Origin of the sequence: Sphingopyxis sp. SE2, assembly GCF_032227185.1 — a bacterium.
GTDB lineage: Bacteria > Pseudomonadota > Alphaproteobacteria > Sphingomonadales > Sphingomonadaceae > Sphingopyxis.
Window position 1 is genome coordinate 2,535,804 of record NZ_JAPMXW010000001.1, and the last position, 20,407, is coordinate 2,556,210.

Annotated in this window: 27 protein-coding genes; 3 read left to right on the top strand and 24 right to left on the bottom strand. The window is 67.1% G+C overall.

The window, feature by feature from the left end; all coding sequences use genetic code 11:
* Nucleotides 1-5: 5 nt before the first annotated feature.
* From OVY29_RS12050 to OVY29_RS12080, 7 genes are all read right to left on the bottom strand, one after another.
* On the bottom strand, nucleotides 6-407 hold the full coding sequence (locus OVY29_RS12050; protein WP_037557334.1) for an NlpC/P60 family protein: 402 nt from the start codon (nucleotides 405-407) through the stop codon (nucleotides 6-8).
* A complete protein-coding gene (locus OVY29_RS12055) occupies nucleotides 400-1,215 on the bottom strand; it encodes a DUF2163 domain-containing protein (RefSeq protein WP_313911462.1) in 816 nt (271 codons plus the stop codon). Before OVY29_RS12055 ends, OVY29_RS12050 begins: the two co-directional genes overlap by 8 nt.
* Nucleotides 1,215-3,569, bottom strand: a complete 2,355-nt coding sequence (locus OVY29_RS12060) for a DUF2460 domain-containing protein (protein WP_052182459.1) — start codon at nucleotides 3,567-3,569, stop codon at nucleotides 1,215-1,217. Before OVY29_RS12060 ends, OVY29_RS12055 begins: the two co-directional genes overlap by 1 nt.
* Nucleotides 3,570-3,742: 173 nt before the next feature.
* A complete protein-coding gene (locus tag OVY29_RS12065; protein ID WP_313911463.1) occupies nucleotides 3,743-4,309 on the bottom strand; it encodes a tail tape measure protein in 567 nt (188 codons plus the stop codon).
* Nucleotides 4,302-4,457, bottom strand: a complete 156-nt coding sequence (locus OVY29_RS12070; RefSeq protein WP_081933216.1) for a phage tail assembly chaperone — start codon at nucleotides 4,455-4,457, stop codon at nucleotides 4,302-4,304. The genes OVY29_RS12065 and OVY29_RS12070 overlap by 8 nt, the downstream gene beginning before the upstream one ends.
* A gap of 121 nt (nucleotides 4,458-4,578) precedes the next feature.
* Nucleotides 4,579-4,890: a gene transfer agent family protein gene (locus tag OVY29_RS12075; RefSeq protein WP_037555401.1), complete on the bottom strand. Its 312-nt coding sequence runs from the start codon at nucleotides 4,888-4,890 to the stop codon at nucleotides 4,579-4,581.
* Nucleotides 4,887-5,294 (bottom strand): phage major tail protein, TP901-1 family, encoded by a 408-nt coding sequence (locus OVY29_RS12080; protein ID WP_037555400.1) that lies wholly within the window; start codon nucleotides 5,292-5,294, stop codon nucleotides 4,887-4,889. Before OVY29_RS12080 ends, OVY29_RS12075 begins: the two co-directional genes overlap by 4 nt.
* Nucleotides 5,295-5,341: 47 nt before the next feature.
* On the opposite strand from OVY29_RS12080, the gene OVY29_RS12085 reads away from it, so the two are divergent.
* Entirely contained in the window at nucleotides 5,342-5,677 is a 336-nt protein-coding gene (locus OVY29_RS12085; protein WP_037555399.1) for a hypothetical protein, read from the top strand.
* Between the two features lie 247 nt (nucleotides 5,678-5,924).
* Here the strand turns inward: OVY29_RS12085 and OVY29_RS12090 are convergent, their stop codons facing one another.
* The 17 genes from OVY29_RS12090 to OVY29_RS12170 form a co-directional block, all read right to left on the bottom strand.
* Nucleotides 5,925-6,317 carry a DUF3168 domain-containing protein gene (locus tag OVY29_RS12090; protein ID WP_152567610.1) on the bottom strand — a complete coding sequence of 131 codons (393 nt, stop codon included), beginning with the start codon at nucleotides 6,315-6,317 and terminating at the stop codon, nucleotides 5,925-5,927.
* Nucleotides 6,314-6,862, bottom strand: a complete 549-nt coding sequence (locus tag OVY29_RS12095) for a hypothetical protein (protein WP_313911464.1) — start codon at nucleotides 6,860-6,862, stop codon at nucleotides 6,314-6,316. The genes OVY29_RS12090 and OVY29_RS12095 overlap by 4 nt, the downstream gene beginning before the upstream one ends.
* Complete coding sequence (locus OVY29_RS12100; protein ID WP_037555398.1) at nucleotides 6,859-7,140, bottom strand: hypothetical protein; 282 nt, start codon at nucleotides 7,138-7,140, stop codon at nucleotides 6,859-6,861. Before OVY29_RS12100 ends, OVY29_RS12095 begins: the two co-directional genes overlap by 4 nt.
* 18 nt (nucleotides 7,141-7,158) lie before the next feature.
* Nucleotides 7,159-7,314 carry a hypothetical protein gene (locus OVY29_RS12105; protein ID WP_161786544.1) on the bottom strand — a complete coding sequence of 52 codons (156 nt, stop codon included), beginning with the start codon at nucleotides 7,312-7,314 and terminating at the stop codon, nucleotides 7,159-7,161.
* Complete coding sequence (locus OVY29_RS12110; protein WP_313911465.1) at nucleotides 7,311-8,663, bottom strand: tail fiber domain-containing protein; 1,353 nt, start codon at nucleotides 8,661-8,663, stop codon at nucleotides 7,311-7,313. Before OVY29_RS12110 ends, OVY29_RS12105 begins: the two co-directional genes overlap by 4 nt.
* 241 nt (nucleotides 8,664-8,904) lie before the next feature.
* The gene (locus tag OVY29_RS12115; RefSeq protein WP_313911466.1) at nucleotides 8,905-10,047 is read right to left on the bottom strand and encodes a phage major capsid protein; all 1,143 of its coding nucleotides are present in this window, start codon (nucleotides 10,045-10,047) and stop codon (nucleotides 8,905-8,907) included.
* A 109-nt stretch (nucleotides 10,048-10,156) separates the two neighbouring features.
* Nucleotides 10,157-10,564 (bottom strand): HK97 family phage prohead protease, encoded by a 408-nt coding sequence (locus tag OVY29_RS12120; RefSeq protein ID WP_409581463.1) that lies wholly within the window; start codon nucleotides 10,562-10,564, stop codon nucleotides 10,157-10,159.
* Nucleotides 10,565-10,641: 77 nt separating this feature from the next.
* On the bottom strand, nucleotides 10,642-10,968 hold the full coding sequence (locus tag OVY29_RS12125; protein ID WP_313911468.1) for a DUF6127 family protein: 327 nt from the start codon (nucleotides 10,966-10,968) through the stop codon (nucleotides 10,642-10,644).
* Between the two features lie 174 nt (nucleotides 10,969-11,142).
* Nucleotides 11,143-12,249 carry a phage portal protein gene (locus OVY29_RS12130; RefSeq protein WP_313911469.1) on the bottom strand — a complete coding sequence of 369 codons (1,107 nt, stop codon included), beginning with the start codon at nucleotides 12,247-12,249 and terminating at the stop codon, nucleotides 11,143-11,145.
* Between the two features lie 67 nt (nucleotides 12,250-12,316).
* Nucleotides 12,317-12,796 (bottom strand): DUF6941 family protein, encoded by a 480-nt coding sequence (locus OVY29_RS12135; protein ID WP_313911470.1) that lies wholly within the window; start codon nucleotides 12,794-12,796, stop codon nucleotides 12,317-12,319.
* Nucleotides 12,793-13,182, bottom strand: a complete 390-nt coding sequence (locus OVY29_RS12140) for a helix-turn-helix transcriptional regulator (protein ID WP_313911471.1) — start codon at nucleotides 13,180-13,182, stop codon at nucleotides 12,793-12,795. The genes OVY29_RS12135 and OVY29_RS12140 overlap by 4 nt, the downstream gene beginning before the upstream one ends.
* Entirely contained in the window at nucleotides 13,151-13,513 is a 363-nt protein-coding gene (locus OVY29_RS12145; RefSeq protein WP_313911472.1) for a hypothetical protein, read from the bottom strand. The genes OVY29_RS12140 and OVY29_RS12145 overlap by 32 nt, the downstream gene beginning before the upstream one ends.
* Before the next feature lie 199 nt (nucleotides 13,514-13,712).
* Nucleotides 13,713-14,996, bottom strand: coding sequence for a DNA-packaging protein (locus tag OVY29_RS12150; protein ID WP_409581480.1), 1,284 nt, complete (start codon nucleotides 14,994-14,996; stop codon nucleotides 13,713-13,715).
* Nucleotides 14,997-15,019: 23 nt separating this feature from the next.
* The gene (locus OVY29_RS12155; protein ID WP_313911474.1) at nucleotides 15,020-15,487 is read right to left on the bottom strand and encodes a hypothetical protein; all 468 of its coding nucleotides are present in this window, start codon (nucleotides 15,485-15,487) and stop codon (nucleotides 15,020-15,022) included.
* 172 nt (nucleotides 15,488-15,659) lie between these two features.
* Nucleotides 15,660-17,837, bottom strand: a complete 2,178-nt coding sequence (locus OVY29_RS12160) for a TonB-dependent siderophore receptor (RefSeq protein ID WP_037555393.1) — start codon at nucleotides 17,835-17,837, stop codon at nucleotides 15,660-15,662.
* 113 nt (nucleotides 17,838-17,950) lie between these two features.
* Entirely contained in the window at nucleotides 17,951-18,424 is a 474-nt protein-coding gene (locus OVY29_RS12165; RefSeq protein WP_037555410.1) for an OsmC family protein, read from the bottom strand.
* A 52-nt stretch (nucleotides 18,425-18,476) separates the two neighbouring features.
* The gene (locus OVY29_RS12170) at nucleotides 18,477-19,172 is read right to left on the bottom strand and encodes a glutathione S-transferase family protein (protein WP_313911475.1); all 696 of its coding nucleotides are present in this window, start codon (nucleotides 19,170-19,172) and stop codon (nucleotides 18,477-18,479) included.
* Nucleotides 19,173-19,355: 183 nt separating this feature from the next.
* Between OVY29_RS12170 and OVY29_RS12175 the strand changes: the two genes are divergently transcribed.
* Entirely contained in the window at nucleotides 19,356-19,703 is a 348-nt protein-coding gene (locus OVY29_RS12175) for a winged helix-turn-helix transcriptional regulator (RefSeq protein ID WP_037555392.1), read from the top strand.
* A 144-nt stretch (nucleotides 19,704-19,847) separates the two neighbouring features.
* A complete protein-coding gene (locus OVY29_RS12180) occupies nucleotides 19,848-20,372 on the top strand; it encodes a hypothetical protein (RefSeq protein ID WP_037555391.1) in 525 nt (174 codons plus the stop codon).
* Nucleotides 20,373-20,407 lie beyond the last annotated feature (35 nt).

The window sequence follows — 20,407 nt, forward strand, 5'->3', positions numbered from 1 at the left end:
TCCCCTTATGAAAGGCGCCATCGCCGGGCGCCGCGCACGCCAAAGTCGAGCGGCGTCTCGACCACCCGGCGCAGCCCCGCATGGGCATGAATGAAAGTCTCGCGCCCGATCAGGCCGAGATGATATTGCCGCGCCGGATGCGCGATCAGGGCGACATCGCCGGGACGCACCGCATCGCCGGCGCGGACGAAGCCCGCAGCCGCGAGCGCGCCCTCGATCCGCTCCAATCCCCAGCCGCGCAGCGGATAAGCAGCCGGCCGCGCCAGCCGCCGTCCCGCCGCCGCATAGGCCGCCCACACCAGCCCGACACAGTCCACCCCCGTTGCCGGATCTTTCCCCTGCGGGCGAAACCGGACCCCCACCATCGCGCGGGCCGCGCGAAAGGCGGCCTCGCCGTATTCAGCCACCGGGATAACGCGTCAGCAAATCATTGCCCGGCAGATGCGCCTCGCCGCGAAAATTGATCGCATTGGCAAAACGGTCGCGGCAGGTCGCAAGCTGCTTGTCGCATCCCTCGACCAGCCGCACGCGCACCGGTGCCGCTGGTGCGAACGCTGGCGCCTCGGCGAGGTGAAGACTTTTTCCGTCCGCCGAAATCACCGGACTTTCCAGGCCGCAATTGGCGCCTTCGATCCACGACACGCTGCCGAACGCCATGCCGCCCACCGCCGCGTCGAGCGTCACCACGCGCCCGTCGACCGCCACCACGGGCCGGACATCCGCGCGCGGCGCCAGGTCGACGCGGCACGCGCGGTCGCCGAGCATCGCGCGGCACGAGGGCGAGGTAGCCGGGCACACCGGCCGATCGAGCAGCCGCGTCACGCCCTGCAGCTCGGCGGAAAAGGCCGCCCCGCGCTGCTCGATTGCACCTAATGATCCGCGCGCGACCGTCACCGGCGCCGCCTCGGGCGCGGTCCAGTCGGCCACGAACAGCTCAAGCTCCGCGCCGTCCCAGCGCCCCGCCTCCAGATCGCGCGCGGCGATCGCATCGCTCGCAATCGCGCCCTCGATGTCCAGCGTCGCGACGTCGAGGCTGTCGTTCGTCTCGATCGCCGAGGGTTTCATCCCCGGAGCCGCGCGATGCACAAGCCCGCCGATCATCAGGTCACGGTCGTGCGAGGTGAAGCCGATCGCGACGCCGTCGCGCCGCGCCAGCCGCCAGCACCAGGCGAGCGTCACCAATTCCTCGCGCAGCCAGCCGGGCGCTTCCGTCATCACCATGGCGCCCGCACCTCGACCAGCGGCACGCTCGCCAACTCGCCCGCGAGAAAGGTCGCGCGACTCGCCTCCAGCCGGTCTTCGGCAAAGCGCACCGGCACGTCGAACAGAAAACCCGCGCGCACAGCGACTCCCGGCCCCGGCGCCGCGTCGAGCGACACCTCGCCATCGTCGGTGATCAGGAACGCCGCCGTCTCGATCCCGTCGACCGAGACGCGCACGCTCCCTTCGACCGGCAGCCGGATCGGGCGGACCTGTTCGGCATCGCCTTCGCCATAGCGCTTCACCAGCGCGAACTGCCGCCGTTCCCCGTCGCCCAGACCGAGCAGCTGATCGCCCGCCGCCGGCGGACCGCCGTCGGCCGCCGAACTCCCGTCGAAGGGATCGCGAAAACGAAACCCCCGCGCCGCGCCGCGCCGCGCGCGAAAGAAATCGGTCAGCGCGCGCACATCGGTTTCGGACCGGATTCCCGGCCCCGCATCATAACGCATCCGCGGCTCGGCCCATTCGCTCGCGCGCTGCTCGTGTCCCGACGGCGAGCTCACGATCTGGGTCGAAAATTCGGTCGCGACGACCGCCTCGCGCCCGATCGCAAGGGGGAAATCCACCGCATCGAAAGCCTGCACATCATCCTCCCCGTCACCAACCTGTTCGTCGAACGTCACGAAACCGTCCCGCGCCACCTGCGGCAGCGCCCAGATAAAGGCGCGCGCCACCCCCGCGCGCCGCGCCGCGCTGGCCGCCTCGGCGATCGCCGCCCATTGCGCGCGCTGCTCGGGCAACAGCACGAAGCCCGAAAAATAATGCTGCTCATGGGCCGGGTAGCCGAGCCGTACCGTCATCGCCGTCCGCGCACGCGCCGTTTCCACGCCGCGCCCGCCGGTCACCCAATCATAATCCTCCAGTTGTAGCACGTCGAAAGCCGGCGCCGCCCACCCTAACGGCACATTGGCGCGGCGCAGCGCGGGCGCCGCGGGGTCGAGCACCGTCGGCAGATAGACGAGCAGATGGCTCGCCAGCCCCGCCGCGCCCGCCTCGCCCCGCGCCGCCGCGACCAGCGCCGTCGTCGACGCCGCGAGCAGCGCCCCCAGCGCATCGAGCATCGCCAGTTGCGACGCGTCCAGCGCCCCGCGTACATCGGCGATCGGCACGCTCGCGCTCCCCAGCATCGCCGTCGTCGCGGCATCATAGGCGCAGATCCGCCCTTCGCCCGCGATCCACCACCATGGTTCGCCGACCTGGAATTTCAGGTCGAGCCCCGCCGCCGCGCCGATCGCGACGAACGCGCGCGCGACCGCCTGCAAATATCCCATCGCCTCGTCATTCGCGGGCGACAGCAAGGTCGACGGCGGCTCCCACCCGGTCAGCGCCGGCGACCCGTCGCTCGCGCGCTGCTTCCAGTCTTCGGGGCAATAGGCGTCGAACAGCTCGTAGGAGAGCGACCAGATCACCCCCAGCCCCGCCGCTTCGCATGCCGCCGCGAACCCCGCGTGCCACGCCGCGCACGGCGCATTGAGCGCGCCGTCGGCTACGCCAGCACGAAATGCACCCTCCGCCGTCTCGAGCCGCATATAATGGCTCATCCCGACATAATGGACGATATCGCCGCGATAGCCGAGCTGCACGACCTGCCGCACCAGCCGCGCCGGGGTCAGATGATAGCTGTCGTCGTAGCCGCTCGCGATGCCCAGCCCCCCTTTTTCCGGGTCCAGCTCGGGCATCACGACATCGCCGATCGCCAGCACCGATCCCGAGCCCGAGCAGGCAATCTCGCTCATCTCGGCCCAGCCCAGCGCCGGCGCCGGCAGCACGCCGTCGCCGTCGTCATAGTCCGGCGGCACGAGCGAAATGAACATCCGGTCGATATCGCCCGCCCACACCGGATCGGCCTCGCCGGGAAGCAGGAAGCCGCCGTCGAGCGCATCGAAATCGAGCGTGACGACGGCATCCTCCGCCGACCCCTCGGCATAATTCCACAGCCTTACATACCAGGCGCGAGCGCTGCCCGCGGCGTCGCGCCCCTCGATCGTCAGCGTCGGCCCGTGCAGCGCATCGAGCGGCTTCACCCCGCCCGACCGCCAGCGGAAGCTCAGCCGCGTGTGCCGGAAATCGCGTTTCGTCTCATAGGCGAGCAGCGGATGATCCCAGCGATCCTCGCTCTCCCAGATCAGCCCCGCCAGATCCTGCTTCCGGTAAAAGACCGCCTCGACGCGCAGCGTGCCCGGCGCGTCGCTCGTCACGCTCGCCATCATCGGCCGCGCGAAATCGACCGTCCAGAAGCGCGGATCGAACCGCTTGAGCCAGCCCTTGCGATGATGCGGCGCTGCGGCCGCGACCAATGCCCAACCCATCGCAACAGCCTTTCCAGTTTATAGTATAAACCCCTCCCCTTCAGGGGAGGGGCAACGGAACTTGCGAGCTTGCTCGCTAGTGCAGTGGGGTGGGGGCCATCGGCCTTGCGCAAGGTCGATGGCCCCCACCCCAACCCAGTATCAGGTGAGGGACTGTGGAATGCCCCCACCGTTTAATCCTCGCCCGCCGCCACCGCGCACCGCACCGCGCGCGCCAGTTGCCGCCCCGTCTGCGCCAGCCGCTGGGGCTCGCTGCCCGCCTCGCCCCGCACATTCACCGTGATCGCGATGTTGCGCACGCCGCCGCCCGCAGCCTCGATCCGTCCGCTCGCGGTCGGCACGAACAGCTCGGGTCCGCGCTCGCCGACGCGATAGGCGCGCCCCGCGCTCACCGGGCCGCCCGTCGCGCGGCCCGGCGCGCCGAACAGCGCCATCGCGATCGACGTGCCCAGCGACAGCAATCCCCCGCCGCCCGATCCGCCGCTCGCCGCGCCTATGCCATTCGAAATCGCCGTGCGCGCAATATCGGCCATCACCGACAGCGCGAGCCGCTTCATATCCTCGAACCCCATCTTACCGCTCACGATCGCGCGCGACAGCGCCCGCTCGATCGCACGCCCCGCCCGGTCGGCTTCGACGACCAGCGGCCCGCCCAGTTCGGCGCGCATTGCCGCGATGTCGCGCCGGAACGCTCCGGTATCGGCGCGCACCGCGACCACCATTTCGTCCACCTCATCCATCGGGAAATCTCTCCATCATCGCCGCCAGCGCCGCACCGTCGAGACAGGCCGCCTCGCCGGGGTCGACCCACCCGGCCAGCGCCGCGCGAACATCGGCCGGCGTCGCCGCCCAGAACTCGCCCGGCCGCCATCCCGCGACGCGTGCCATCAGGCCCACAAGCGCCACCGCCGCAGACCCGACACTCCCCTCCCGCAAGCGGGAGGGGCAGCGAGACTTGCGAGCTTGCTCGCTAGTCGCAGCGGGGTGGGCATCCTGCTTCCCCACCACCTCACCGCCCCTGCAATATCTGCCCCAGCAGCACCCGCAGCGCCGGCGTCACCGCCGCCAGCCCCTGCGCAACCACCGCCTCGCCGATCGCTTCGCGCGTCAGCGTGTCGGGCCGCTCACTGACGCAATGCCAGAACAGCCCCGCCAGCTCGCCCAGCCCCAACCGCCCCTCGGCCGCCCGTTCGACCAGGCCGAACAGCGGCCCCAGCTCGGCCTCGGCGGCGACCAGGGCCGCAAAGCTCGGCCGCAGCACCAGCCGCCGCCCACCGACCGTCAACTCCGCCTCGCCGCGGAGCGCGTTGGCTCCGCTCACAGGCTCACCACCGCGCCGCTCGATTCCAGGTTCAGCGTGTAATTGCGCTCGCCATTATAATCGCCGGCATAGTCGAGCCGCGTGACAAGGAAACGCCCGCGCATCCGCTCGCCGCTTTCGAAGCTCAGCTCATAATCGTCGATGGTCCCCGACAAGGCATGGCCGCGCAGCCGCACCTCGGCGTCCGAACCCGTGAAAATGCCCGCCGCGCTCACCGACACCGACCGGACGCCGGCGCCCGACAGCAGCTCGCGCCACCCGCCCGAATCCTTGGTCGTGACATTCACCGCTTCGCCGTTCACCGACAGCTGGGTGGTGCGCAGGCCCGCGACCGTACGATAGGTCGGCGGCGCTTCGCCGTCGCCGATCTTGAGCAGAAAATCGCTCCCATTTTCGATAGCCATGGTCTAACCTCCTCAAAATATAGTCATGCGGAATGGGGAGTCGCAGGATGCTGATCACGACATTGGTTTTGGCCATGATGGCCCAATCGCCGAGCGCGACCGTCGCCACGACGCGCGTCGCCTTCACCAAATGCCTGCGCGACGACATGAAGAAGGCGCTCGAGGCCAAGGTCGAAGACGTCCAGTATGAAATGCAGGTGAAATCGAACTGCGGGACCGAGCGCGACGCCTTTCGCAAGGCGGTGATCGCGCTCGGCCGCGCAAGCGGCGACTCCGAAGCGGTCGCGACCGAAGACGCCGACCTCCAGATCGAGGATTACCACGCCAATTTCACCGAAAAGTTCAAGGACTATAAGTCGACCAATACGATGCCGGGCGAATAGCCAAAGGTCGCCAGCGCAAGCGATGCCGCCTCCCCAAGCGCAGGGGAATGTCGGCATTGGGGTGGGGAGCGGACATCAAAATCCTCCCTGTCGCGCAGCGATGGGGAGGGGGACCGCGCCCGTAGGGCGCGGTGGAGGGGCTACGACGCTGCGTCATTAGCCCCTCCGTCAGCGCTTCGCGCTGCCACCTCCCCATGGCTTCGCCACAGGGATTACCGTCCGCTTCGGCCGAAACCCGCCGTTCCGCCTACCCCGCCAGACAGCGACACCGCACGATCGTCTCACGGCGCCAGCCGCCATCGCGCGTGAAGGTAAACCGCGTCCGCACCACCCGCGCGCCCACGATCGTCCAGCAATCCGCCGCACCGCGCAAGCCCCCGGCCGCCGCCTCGATCCGCGCGACGGCACCGCCGTCGGCGCTCTCGCCGACGCTATTCAGCACCAGCGCCACCTGCACTTCGCGCCCCGCCCGGTCCTTGGTGCCCCAGTCGCGGCCTTCCGCCCCGCCGACCGAAACATAGGGCGCGCTCGCCCGCGGCGGCACGCCGTCGAACACGCCGTGCACCAGACCCGCGAGCTCCACGTCGTCCGTCAGCAGCGCCAACGCCTTCGCCCGCACCGCCTGCTCGGCGCCGCTCATCGCGCGCTTCCCAGCGTCAGCCGCCGCCACGGCTGCCACAGCGCCGCGATCATCGCGGGCGGCCCTGCCTCCGCGCCGTCGCGCGCGTCGTGCAAATGCTGGGTCATCCGCACGATTCCCTGCCGGACCGCCTCGGGAACGCCATTCGCGTCCTCGGCCATGCCGGCGCGATAGGCGATGCGCACCCGCGCCGCATCGCCCGGGTCATTCACGGCGACGCAGCCGCTGCCGTCGCGGGCGATCGTGACGCGATACGCGTCCTCGCCGAGCGGCTGTTCGCTGCCGTCCGGCGACAACAATGTCACGCCGTCGATCGCGACCACCGGCCGCGCCCCAAGCGGAATGCGATCCGCCGGCAGCGGCGCCTCCTCCTCGCCCGCGCGCACGACCAGCCACTGGCCGATGAACGCCTCGCAGATATTGGTCGCCGCGCGCACCAGCCCCGCGATCACCGCATCGTCGATCGTCGCGCCCAGCCGCAGCCAGCCGCGCGCTTCGTTCAGGCTCACCGGGGCCTCGCCCGGCAACAGGCTTTCCGCCATCATCGCTCCTCCACCCGCAAGGTCATCGACCGTTCGTCGATCTGCCCGTCGCTCATCGTCACGCGGTTGGTGACGCGATAGACGCGCCCCGCGACCCCGCCCGCCAGCGTGACGGTCACCTCCTTCAGGTCGTGCGCGCCGCCGATCACGGTCACGCCGCCCTCCTCCGCCGGTGCGACCGACCAGTCGCTCGCCACGACCGCCTGGCCGCCCGGATAGGCGGCGCCCCAGTCGAACTCGAAATCGATCCGCGTGCCCGGATCCTTCACCATCATCGTCATCGTCTTCCCCCCCTCCCGTCAGGGTCTGCGCACCGTCACGCGCCGCGGCGCTTCGCGCGCCAGCGGCAGCGCCGTCTGCGGCGCCGCCGGCTCGGGCCCGGCCCACTCGCTCGCGAGATCGCGCCTTGCGACATCGCCGATCGCGCGCGCGGCCAATGCCGATCCGTCGATCATGCCGCGGCCTCCAGCGCCGCGAGGCGCGCGTCCTGCGCCGCGATCAGGAACAGCGCCAGCTGGTCGGTGCGGATGCCGAAACGGTCGCCCGCGGGGCGGCCTTCGTCAGCCTCCTCGTCCCATTGGTCATGGCATAGAAAGGCATAGCGACTGCTCGGCGCCCCGCCCTCGGCGATCGGCTCGATCAGTCCTTCGTCGGCCATAACCGCCCACACCGCCTGCGCACGAACACCGAAATGATGCCGCGCGCCCTCTGCTCCTTTTTCGGCAATCGCGTCGTGCCACTGGAAAAAACCCAGTTCGGCGGCGATACGCTTTGCGGCACGCACCTCGGCGGCAGTCGCGGCGCCGCGCCATGTCTTGTCGCGCGCGTCCGATGTGTTGATCGTGCCCGTGCCGGCGTACAGCACGGCCCAACGCTGCGCCGCGGCGCCCAGCGTCTGGTTGTTGTCCGCCGCCGGACGGAACACGCCCGAACCTTCGAGGCGCACGCGCTCGCTGCCACCGACGCCCAGCCGCAACGGATTGCCGCACAGCAAGGTGTCGACCCAGCTGCCGCCGTCGTTCATATAGCCAAAACAGCTGTCGATACCGTTCGCGAACACCGTGAAGCGCCGGTCGCTGGCGATCCGGACCTGCAACCGCGTGACGCCCAGCGGGGTGCAGCCGATGCCGACATTTCCCGAGCCGTCGATCCGCATCCGCTCGCTACCGCCCGCGGCAAATCCCAATATATCCGCGCCGGCGCGAAACAGGCCCGAATCGGGATCGGTATCAAAGCCGATCGCCGGCGCCGCGGCGCTGCCATTCGGCGCGCCGAGCGGACCCGTCAGCGCATGGCGTCCGTCGTCGCCACGAAAGGCCAGACTCGACAGCGGAATATTCACCCACCCGCTGCCTCGCCGCACCGTCAGCATATCGTCGATGGCCCCCGTCGCGACCGCCTCATGCGTCGTCGACAACGGCTGCTTGGCGGCAATCGCCCCGGTCAATGACGCCAGCCCGGCTTCGACCATGTCTTGCGCCGCATCGCTGTCGGCGAACCAGCCGGCGCCGACCGTCAGCGCGATCGTCTTCAGTCCCGGCGAAAAATCGACATGCTCGCCGTCGTTCGACGACGCTGCGACCACATCGCGCAACAGCCGCCCGCCACCGTCGATCCGGCCGAAGCCGACTTCCCATTGGGCGGTCTGGGTGATGCCGGAAATCGCATAATGAAACGGGATATCCACGGGAACGATATCGGCAAAGCGGCGATGACCCGGCACCGCGCCCGTGGGAGTCAGCGGTCCGGTCCCGCCCTCTTGGGCAAGCTCGCGCACCAGGTCGGCAAAAAAGGGGGTCGGCATGGCAGGGCCATCCTTTCCAATGCAATTTATGGAGAAAATGCCGGTTGCCATTTCGTTCAGACCGAGTCGAAAATGACTGTCGCCCGCGACCCGGCGCGCAGCGTACTATTGTACGTGAGCACCGGAAGCGCGGGCGGCAGGCATTTGCAGGCTGGTATGGACGGAATGGCAACCGGCATTTGGCGCCCGGCTCCGCCCCGAAAGGGTTGGACGGGCCGGGCGCCCTTCGCGCACCAGCCTTTTAGCTGGCGGCGAACTTCATCAGCTTGATGGCCTGCGAATCGATGATCGCGCCGCCGACCCTTTTGGTTGCATAGAAATGCACGAAGGGCTTGTTGCTGAACGGATCGCGCAGAATCCGCGTCTCGCCTCGGTCGGCGATCAGGTAACCGGCGCGGAAATTGCCGAAGGCGATCGACAGGCTGTTCGCGCCGACATCGGGCATGTCCTCGGCCTCGACCACCGGATAACCCAGCAGCGTCGCCGCCTGCCCCTCGACCATCCCCGGCTGCCAGATAAAGGCGCCGTCGCTGGTCTTGAACTTGCGGATGCGCGCCAGCGTGTCCGAATTCATCACCCAGCACGCGCCCTGACGATAGGGTGCCCTCAGCGAATGGACGAGTTCGACCAGCTTGTCCTGCGGGTTCGACGCCGGAAAGGCGCCCGCGGTCCCCGTCGCCAGATGCTGCAGCGTGCCGAACGCGCGAACGCCGTCACTCTCGTTCGTCGTCGCATAGGTCAGGAAACCCTTCGGCCGGTTCGTCCCGTTGCCGGCCACGAAAGCCGATCCTTCGGCGACCGCGAACTCGCGCCCCAGTTGCTCGGCCAGCCAGTCCTCGACGTTGAACATCGCATCGTCGAGCATCGCCTGGCTCGCCGCCGGATTGGCATAAAGCTCGCCCGACGGCGGCGCGATTTCGGCAAAGCTGCGCGTCGCGGTCTCGGGCCGCGCCGCGGTCTCGCCGACCCAGCCCGCGCCCATCGATCCCGTCGCGACCAGCTTGCGATATCCGCTCGTCCCCGTCTGCACGACCGTCGCGATGCTGCGGATCGGCGACAGTGCCTTCAACGTCGCCGCGATGCTGCCGTCGATCTCGCGCGGCACGGCATAACCGCCCTCGCCGCCCGACGCCCCCGACAGGCTCTTCATCTCGACGCCGGCATCGATCCCGCGCCGCAGATAGCGTTCGACAAAGGCGCCCAGCGCCGGATCGGCCGCCGCCTTCGCCCCATCGAGCGGCAACCGCGACGCCGCGACCGCCTGCGCGTCCACCTGCGTCTTCAGCGCCGCCACCGAGGCCTTCAGCTCATCGACGGCCTCGGCCGCCAGCACCGCATCAAACGCCCCCTCGAGCGCGTCGGCCTTCACTTCCATATCGTCCATGCGTTTCACTCCTTCCAAGAATCATCCTCCCGGCGGCGAAGCCGTGGGGAGGGGAACCGCCGCGAAGCGGTGGTGGAGGGGCTGCGACGTCGGCGCAAAAGCCCCTCCGTCAGCCCTGCGGGCTGCCACCTCCCCACGCCTTCGGCGCAGGGAGGAACAATCCGCTCTCCACCGCGACCACCCGCGCGAGCGGCTGCATCGGCGCCGCCACCAGGCTCACTTCGGCAAGGTCGAGCGCCGTCAGCTCGCGCGGATTTTCTCCCCGCGCGCCGCGCACCCGATACCCAAAGCTCAGCCCCGTCAGCGCCCCGCGCGCGATCAGCGCGGCGGCGGTCGGATGCGTCACCCGCGCCACCACGCGCAGCCCGCGTGCATCCTCCGCCAGCGCCTCGATCGTCCCGATCACCGCCCCCGGCCGGTGCTGCCACAGAAGCGGCACGGCGCGTCCTTCCTTCAGACTCGCCGCAAACGCCCCCGCGCGCACCACATCGCCCCCGCGATCGACGCGGTCGAACACCGAAGCATAGCCCGCGAACCTGATCCCCCCTCCCGCCTGCGGGAGGGGTTGGGGGAGGGCCTGTTTCGCTCCGCTTCTCACTTCAGCAGCCCCGGCAGCCCCAGCTTCACCGCCAGCCCGACGACGACGAGCGCGAGCACACAGCGCACCGCCCAGTCGACCACCGCCGCCCACACGCTCTTCTTCGCGTCGCGCCACGCGCCGAGCAGCTGGCGCAAATCGCTCACATCGTCGCGCGCCGCTTCGTCGGCGAGCCCAAGCCGCGCCAGCGCCCGCCGCGCGCCGAGCTCGCTCGCCTCCTCGACCACCGCGCGCAGCAAGGCCGCGTCGGGCGCGCCGGAAGCTCCGGCCGCACTCGTCCCCGCCAGCGCGACCAACCGCGCCAGCGCCTCTTCCTCATCCATGTCGAAAACTCCCTTTGGGCGGCGGAAAATTCGCGCAGAGGCGCAGAGGACGCAGAGAAAGAAAAAGGCGGCAAAGCCGCCCATCCAGTACGCCGCCCATGGCGGAACCAATGCCCCGCGATTCAGAACCGTTATCTCTGCGCCCTCTGCGCCTCTGCGCGAATTTCTTCTTGGCTAACCCATCCCCAGCAGCGCCTTCTTCTCGTCCGCGCTCAACCAGTCCGCCGCCGACACCTCGCGCCACAGCGCCATCCGGTCCTCCGCCAGCGCCGGCACCTTATCCAGATCGACGCGCAGCTCCGCGTCCGCGAACCACCCGCTCAAACCTTGCGAAATCGCCCCCAATATCTTCGCGCAGAGCGGCAACACCGTCAGCCGCCACAGCGCACGATTGGCCTCGCGATAATTGGCATAGGTCGCATCGCCCGGCAGCCCGAGCAGCATCGGCGGCACCCCGAATGCCATCGCAATCTCGCGCGCGCTCGAATCTTTCAGCGCCAGGAAATCCATCTCGGCCGGCGACAGCGACAGCGTCTGCCACTTCAATCCGCCTTCGAGCAGCAACGGCCGCCCGGCATTGGCTCCGCCCGCGAAACTCTCGGCCAGCTCCTCGCGCAGCCGGTCGACCTGCTCGGCCGACAGCGGCATCCCCTTGTCGCCCGGATCATGCACCAGCGCCCCCGAAGGCCGCGCCGCATTGTCGAGCAGCGCCGCATTCCACTTCGCCGCCGCATTATGCGCCGCGATCGCCCCCGCCGCCGCCTCGAGGCACCCCGCGCCATAATGATCGTCGAGCGGATGCAGTGCTTTCACATGCACGACCGCGACGCGCCCCGCGCCATCCTCGGCGGGCAGCACAACCGCTGTCCCACCAGCCTTATACCGATAGGCCACCGGCCACCCGCGGCTATCCGCCTCGACCGTCACCCGCTCGGGCCGCAGCGCAAACAGCTCCGCCGGCGCCCCCGCGCCGTCGGTCAATATCTGCACATAGCCATTGCCGTGCAGCAGCAGCTGCGAGGCCAAAGTCTCGACCAGCCCCTGCCCGCCGGAGGTCCCCGCAACGAGCGCCGCCAAAGCCGGATCGCTCGCCAAAACCGGCGCGCTGCCCGCCGCCTCGGCGACGAGCCGCACCGCGCGCTGCACGATCGCATTGGCAAGATACCCCTCGCGCACCTGCGCTTCCCAACTGAGCGGCGCGGGCGCGCTCCAGCTCCCATAGACACGCGACAAAGCGGGCCGCGCAGCCACCTGCGCGGCCTTGCGGCCAAACCAGTTCATGATGATCTCCGTATAAAAGAACGGCCAGCAGATGCTGGCCGGAGACATATTCGCTAGGACGCCAAATTCAGTCGGCCGATGTGATAGCATCCTCGTCCGCCAACTCGGCGAAGCTTACCAAGATGGCACCAAGCCTGATTTCGTCGTCCCCGATATAGGCGCGAACCTTGATCGCACAATCTTGCTTTATGATGAGGCTTGGCATCCGAACCGGGAAAAATAGTTCAAAAAATGGAACTGAATTCGCGTCGCTAAATGGAGATGGATGAAGAGGAGCTATAAGCTCTTCGAGTTCGACCTGCGCTTCAAATAGCGCCTCGTCGCTGTCCGATCGCAGTATACGAAGGGTGACCGAAAGCGGTCCTGCCGGAGGCTCGATACGTAAGCTGACGGCCGCGCACAATTGGGGGAGAGTCACCGGCGCTAAAGCAGAAATGACCAAGGCGTTTCTATAAACGCCCACATAAGTGAGCTTTCCGCCGATTTCCTCGCGAATATCATCACAAAAGACCACATGACCGGTCGGCAAGCGAGGATTGATAATCATGCGATTGCCATTGCAGACTCGGCAGCTCGCGTCCCGATAGAAAGTGGTACAGCAGTTGGGTTGCGAAGTGTCGAAAGAGCGCCCGGTTTTACGAGCGGAGCGTTCAGCCCCGCTTCCTGTTCAGGTTTCACAAGCTGGAAATCGATTTCCCGCCCCATCGACCATGCGAGTTCGGCAACCCGGCCCAAAGTTATGTCTTGTCGTCCGTTCAACTCGCGGCTTATGACCGACCGGTGCACGCCAATAGCGTCAGCAATCGCCGATTGATTGATGCCAGAGGTCGCCTGCTCTTCTACCAGCGCTCGCTGCAATGCTCGCCGGACCTTTGAAATGAAACGGCCAGCCGCCCGTTTGCTAGGGCTGATAGCAATCTGAAACGACGTCATTTGGATCATCTCCAGCAATAAATTTCGGCTCATCTAAATCAAGCCGCTCTCTAAATCTCACCGCCTGATCCCGGTAGCCGGGATACAGACGCATCTGCTTCACCCGCAATGTGGTGTCACAATCACAGACAATGAAGCAGTCTTTTTGCACAAACCACCCGAACAGGCGCAAATCTGCTGTCTTGAGCTCCCACACCCCGTTACCGACGGGACGCAAAGCCTTGAAGCGCTGCCCTATCGCTAGGGGCTCTCCGATACAAAACTCGTAGACCAGCGCATCAAGTTGCTGGACAGGATTTTCTTCAATATTCCAATTGGACGTGCTTTCCAAAAGCTCCTTAGCCAGCCAATCTCGAGCGCGGGGCAGAAGAAAAATGCGCCTTACCTCCATCTCCCTCGGGCCTAAGCCGGGGTCGAGTCGATGCAACGCTCCAGACAGGACCAATTCTATAATTGTTGCCATTTAAGTCAACAAAGGTTGCTGGAGGATTAACATTGGGCTTTTGTATCCCCTTTGTTCCTCGAGTCAATCAAACCACCCGCACCCCCGGCTCCCGTCCCTTCTTCATCCCCTCCAGCAAAGCCGCCAGCGCCCAAACGCACGCATCGGCCCGATCCGGCGACCGCCCCGGCCCCGCATATCCGCCACCCACCTGCAGCCCGCAAAGCTGGTCCTCAAGGCTCCCGAACACCCCCGCATGCACCACCTGCCCGCGCTCATAGGCGATCGCGACCGGCTCCGCCCTTCGCGCCTTGCCGAGGCTCGCATGCACCGGCACCACCGGCAACGTCAGGTCGGCCTGCCGCAATATGTTCTCGACCATCTCGCCCCCCATATTGCTCTCCGCCACCACGCGGTCGGCGCCCCAGCGCGCCGCGGCCGCGGCGACCGCCTGCGCCCACACATGCGGCGGCGGATTCTCGACGCTTGCATCCTCGACCACCGCCAGCCGCTTGTCGCGTAGCTGCACCGCGACGACGATCCCGCACGCATCGCCGTTCACCGTCGCCGGCGGGTCGACGCCGATCACCACGCGCACGGATTTGCCGACCGCATCGGCCTCGACCCGGCATCGCTCGACCAGCGCACGCGTCCACAGCGCGCCCTCGACATCCTCGAGCAGTTCGCCGCCCAGCTCCTGTCGCCCGAGCCGCGTGCCGCCATAGAGCCGGTCCATCGTCGCCAGCCATTGCGGCGACAGGTTGTGGCGATTGTTCCGCGTGCTCCCGCCGGTCTTTTCGACGCCCTTCTCGTCGATCAAACGCCGCACCAGCGGCACCCCGCGCGGCGTCGTCGTCGCGACGACGCGCGGGTTTTCGCCGATCCGCATCGTCAGCATCAGATTGTCCCACGCCGCCTCGCCCTGCGGCCATTTCGCGATCTCGTCGCACCAGGCGGCCGAATGCTCGGGGCCGCGAAGGCTCTCGGGCTCCGCCGCCGAATAGAGCGTCGCCACCGCCCCGTTCGCCCAGCTCAGCCGGCGTAGGCTGCTTTCATAATCGGGCCGGTCATCGTCGGGCGCGATCGCGAGCAGGCCGCTCTCGCCCTCGATCATCACCTGCCGCCCTTCGTGCAGCGACGCCGCGACCAGCGCGATCCGCGCCCCCCGATGGGTTTCGGCATAGCCGCGTATCCATTCGGCACCGGTCCGCGTCTTGCCGAACCCGCGCCCGGCGAGCAGCATCCACACATGCCAGTCGCCCGCGGGCGGGCATTGATCGCCGCGGCGCCACCAGGGCCAGTCGGTCAGCAGCAGTGCAGCCTTGTCGTCCCGAAGCCGCTGTACCCACGCCGCATATTCGGCCGGCGGCATGTCCAGCAGTTCGCCAAGATCCTTCAAAGCGGGCCTTCTTTGGCACGCTCGGCCGCCACCTGCGCGCGCATGGCATCGAGCTTCGCGACCAGCTTCGCCTTCGCCCCCGCGTTCGGCGCCGCCCCCGCGGGCGACCTTGCGCCCCGCACCGCCGCCCGGTGCGCCGCCAGCAGCGAAAGCCCGAGCCGATATTTCTGCGCCCGCGACTTCAGCGTCGCATCCTTCACATTGCCCGAAGGTGCAATCAGCGCCTCGGACAACAGCTCGGCTTCGAGCCGGGCGAAGCCTTCGCACAGCGCCGCGTGCCACCGCGCCGCGAAGCCGGGATTGCGCCGCCGCTCGCAGTACATCGCATTCGCCGATATTCCCGCTTTGCGAGCCGAGGCGGCAACGTTCGAGGATTCGGCGAGCGCATCCAGAAAGACATCCATCTGCCGCCGGCCGGGGCGCGCATTGCCGGAACCGTCCGCCACCTTACCTGTCCGTCCCATCGCCCGTCTCCCGAAAAAGATCCGGGCCGGAAGGCCTCCCGCAAAACGGAAGGCCGCCGGCCCGACTCGCAATTCTTCATGATGTGACACTTGTGCCATAACAGCGTGACGATGTCAAGATATTTTCACCTATTAGGTTATATTATCCGATCGTGCGCGATTTCGATGCCGCTTAAAACCCGTAGCGCAGCGTCACGCGTGCATTGCGCGGTTCGCCATAGATGAAGCCGCCGAACCAGCTGTTGGTGTTGTAATAGCTCTTGTCGAAAACATTGTTGACATTGACCTGCACCGACCACGCCTCGGTCAGGGCGTAAGCGCCCATCAGGTTCACCAGCGCGTAGGCCTTTTGCCCAACCGGTTCATCCTGCCCGGTCACGGGATTGGGCGCCGTCTGCGGCGGCCGGCTTTCCCAGCGCAGCGAGCCGCCGAGGCTGAAGCCGTTCAGCGCGCCGCCGAATTCATATTTGGTCGCCATGCGGAACACGCGCCGCGGCTGGTGCGCCTGCACGTCGACGCCGTCGGGATCCTTCGCCTTGAAATGGCTCCACCCGACGCTGATGTCCCAGCCCCGAAGCGGCTCGCCCTGCATTTCGAGTTCATAGCCCTTCGACACCACGCCCTTGGCGGGGCGCGAGGCGACGTCGGTGGTGCCGGGCACGAAATAGGGATCGCCCGTTTCGGGATCGATGTCTGGAACGGCGAAATTGCTCTGCTCGACGCGGAAGACCGCCGCCGACGCGCGCAGCCGCCCGTCCATCAGGTCGGCCTTCAGCCCCGCTTCATAATTGTCGCCCTCGAGCGGGTCGAGATAGCGGCCGGTCCGGTCGCGCGCGGTCTGCGGGTTGAAGATGCTCGTATAGCTCGCATAGGCGGAGAGGAAGTCACCTAGGTCGAGGATCAACCCCGCATAGGGTGTAAACACCCCCTTGTGCTCGATCCGATAGGGTTCGGGCGTGTAAAGCGCCTCCTCCTCGTCGCGCGTCCACGAACTCAACCGCCCGCCCGCGATCAGCTTGAGCCGGTCGAGGATCTGGAAACGCGTCACGCCATAGATGGCGGTCTGCTCGGTCGTGCCGAAGCCGCTCATGCGATAGCGTTCGCCCCAGACGGGCTCGGGATAGCTGCCGTCCCATGCGTGGAAATCGCCAACCGGGGCGACGCTCGCGGGGTCGGGATCGCGATTGGTCCAGCCGCCCTTCTGGTGGCTGTACATCGCGCCGAACACCAGCTCGTGCTGCCGGCCGAAGAGCTGGTAATCGCCCTTCACCTGCAAATTGGCGCTCCATTGCTTGGGCTTGGAAAGATACCAATAGGGCCATATGTCCATTCCCGTCCCGGTTTCGCGGTCGGGGCTGCCCCACAGCCAGATCAGCTTCGAATCCTCGACCTGTTCGAAATAGGAGAGGTCGCCGCGCAATTGCCAGCTGCCGCCCAGATCCTGTTCGAGCGACACGAACGCCGCCTTTTCGGTGGTGTCCCATTCGTTCCAGTCGGCGCCGGTGGCCTTCGAACGCGCCCAGTCGGGACGCGAGCCGTCGGCATACCAATAGGGCAGCTGCGCCCACATCACGCCGTCGCGCTCGTCGCGCTGATAGCTCGCGCCCGCATTGATCCGCGTGCCGGGGCCGAGATCGGCAGCGATCGTGCCGTAAAGGGTGAAGCCGTTGCTGCTTTCAAGGTCGACAAAGGCATCCTGCGAATAGACCTCGGCGACAAAACGCGCGCGCACCGATCCGTCGGCGGTCAGCGGCGCGCCGATGTCGATCAGCCCCGAAACATGATTCCAAGAACCCGCTTCGAAATTCACTTCGCCGGTCAGCTCGCGGGCGTCGGCGCGCTTGCGGACCATGTTGATCGACGCCGAAGGCTCGCCCGCGCCCTGCAGCAGGCCGGTCGCACCGCGGACGACCTCGACCCGGTCATAGATGGCGGTGCTGGTCTCCTCGAGCCCGACATTGCCCGTCGCAAAGGGCAGGCCGTCGAGCTGGAAGGCGGTGATGTCGAAGCCGCGCGCCGACAGCAGGTTACGGCCGCGATCGACGCGCTTCACCGAAAGCCCGGTGGTATATTCGAGCACGTCGGCGACCGTCGACGCCCCCTGGTCGTCGATCTGCTCGCGCGTGATGATCGTGATCGACTGCGGCGTCTCGCGCGGCGTCAGGTCGAGCCCGGTGGCGGCACTATTGCGGTCGATGCCGCTGCCATAGACGACGATCGTATCGTCCTTGCGGCCGCTCGCCCCGCCCTCTTCCTGCTCCGGCGCGGTTTCCTGCGCAAAGGCCGGAACCGAAAGGACGCTGGCGGCGAGCAGCGCGAATTTGAAGACTGGACGAAACGAACGAACCATGATGCCCCCGGATATCCCTGCGATGAACGGGGGCCGCCTAAACTAATTGCAACTGCGACGCAATAGACAGTGAAGTCAGGGCTGGCGCGCTTTGGCCGATTGGATCGCGCCCGTCATTCGGCGGTCGCATAACTCGCCTCATAGGACACGGGGAAATTCACCGAGCGCGCGATAAAGCAGACCTTGTGGATTTCATGGTGGATCGCATCCGCGCGCGCCAGATCGCTGCCCCGCTCGACGACGATATGCGGTTTGAGGATCGCGCGAACGAAGCGGCCGGCGCCGTCGGGCGTGCTTTCGGCCGCTCCGATGGGCGTGTCCCGATAGCATTGCACGACAATCCCCGCCGCGCTGGCCAGATGAAGATACCAGAGCATGTGGCAGGCGGCGAGCGCCGACAGCAGCATGTCCTCGGGATTGGGCAGCGCCGGGTTTCCGCCCAGCCGCGGATCGTTCGAACAGTGGATGACGGGCTGGCCCGGCGTGGTCACGCTCCAGCTGCGATCGTAGCCGCGATAGCTGCGCGTTCCGTCGCCGCGATTGCCCGTCCACTCGATACGGCTCGTAAAATCATGCCGGGTCGCCACGATCAATCCTCCTCTTGAATTCATTGGGGCCAATGATCCCCGCACCATCGCCTCAGGCCGCAGCCGGAACCATCCGGATGGCATCGCCGGGCACCAGATAGTCGTCGAACCAGATATGGGGAAGCGCATCGGCCTCGCGCATCCATTCGGCAACGGAGGCACGCTCGAGCAGCGCCGTCGTCCAATTTCGCGAAAGGGGCCAGCGTGCGAAGTCGAGGTCGTGACGCGCCAGGCGCACCACCGTCGGCACGAGCATCAGGTCCGCAAGGCTCAGCGCCCCGAACAGATAAGGCCCGCCGCTCTGCTCGAGCGCCTGATCGAGGCAGTCGAACAGGCGTCGGCATTCGGCGCGCTCGGCGTCGGTCAGCGAACGCTTGAGCGGATAGAAAGCGCTTTCGAACGAGATCCGCGCGCAAATGCCCGACAGCCCCGAATGCTGCCAGGCCACAAGCGATCGCGCCCGGGCGCGCGCCACGCGGTCGGCGGGGAGCAACGCCCCGTCCGCCACCTCGTTCGCATATTCCATGATCGCGACCGAATCGAAGATCGCCATTTGATCGACGACCAGCACCGGAACCATGGCCGGGGGCGAGAAGACCCCGATCCGTTCCAGATTGGCGAACCGTTGCGGCCGCCGGATATCGACGACCTCTTCGTCAAAGTCGATCCCCGCCTCGCGCAGCGCGAGCCACGCGCGCATCGCCCAGCTCGAGGCATTCTTCGTTCCCGAATAGAGAAAAGGTTTCATGGCGAATGTCCAAAATCGTTGCTACGGATTTCATAGCGCGCTATCGAATCGATAGCAAGGACATTCCCGAAGACCGCCACCGCTTCTTCCGCAGCCGGGCTAGCGATCAAAATGCTAGCGCGCTACCAGCGGAGCAACGATCATCCGCACTCGCACAGGACCGTGCCCGCTCAGGAGAAACCCATGGCGAAACTGCCCAAACCCGGCCAACCCGTTCGCGGGTCGCGCTCCGGGGCGCCGATCATGGCGCTGTTCGATCTGCTCGGCCGCCGCTGGGCGATGGGGGTGCTCTGGACGCTCAGCGAAGGCGGGGCGATGACGTTCCGCGAGCTTCAGGACCGGTGCGAGACGATCTCCCCCTCGGTGCTCAACCAGCGCCTCGGCGAGTTGAAGCAAGCCGGATTCGTGACGCGATCGGCGCGCGGATATGTCCCGACGCCGCTCGGCGAGCGCATCTACCGGCACCTCGTCCCGCTGGGGGACGCGGCGCGCGATTGGTCCGATATTCTCGATCAAAGCGATCCGGTCTGAAGCCCGGCTCGATCCGCGGCGCGGCCATTTTTTCGCCTGACCGCCCCGATCAGCCCTTGGCGGGAGCCGCCTCCGCACCGTCGGCATATTTGATCGAACAGCCATAGGCTGCGCAAACGCCGTTGTCACCGGCCGCCCCGCGGCATGATCGTCGAGCGCCGCGCCCACGAAATTCTCCGCGTCGTCCAGATCCTCGACCTTGCTGGTCGGCTTGTCATCGATGCCGCCGGCGTAGATGATCCGTCCCTCGCCATCGATCACCCGCATGTCGGGGGTGGTCTTTGCGTTATAAGCCTTGCCCGTCGCGCCCGTCGGATCGAGCAGGAGATGGGTGAAGCCCGCATTGAAACGCTGGCCCCAGTTTCTCGCGCCTTCGCCCTCGACCAAGCCTTGCTCGCCGGGCGCCGACGAGATGATCGTCCGGAGCGAAGCGATCATGGATGGACCTGTCGACAGCTTTCCAACGCGACGCCCCGGTTTGCGCAGGGCAGGAGCATCACGACCTTGTCGCAACATTATGGCAGCGCGAAAGAATCTGTTCCAGGCTGGCCGGCTATGCAAGCCGAAGCCCCGATCTCCGTCGCTGCCCGCGGCGTGTCACGTCGGTGCATCATGATTGTCATGGCCGCGTCGTATCGCGGCCATCGAAACGCAACCCTGCGCGCCTAGCGGACGTGCCGACCGCAATCGGCGGCAATCCAATC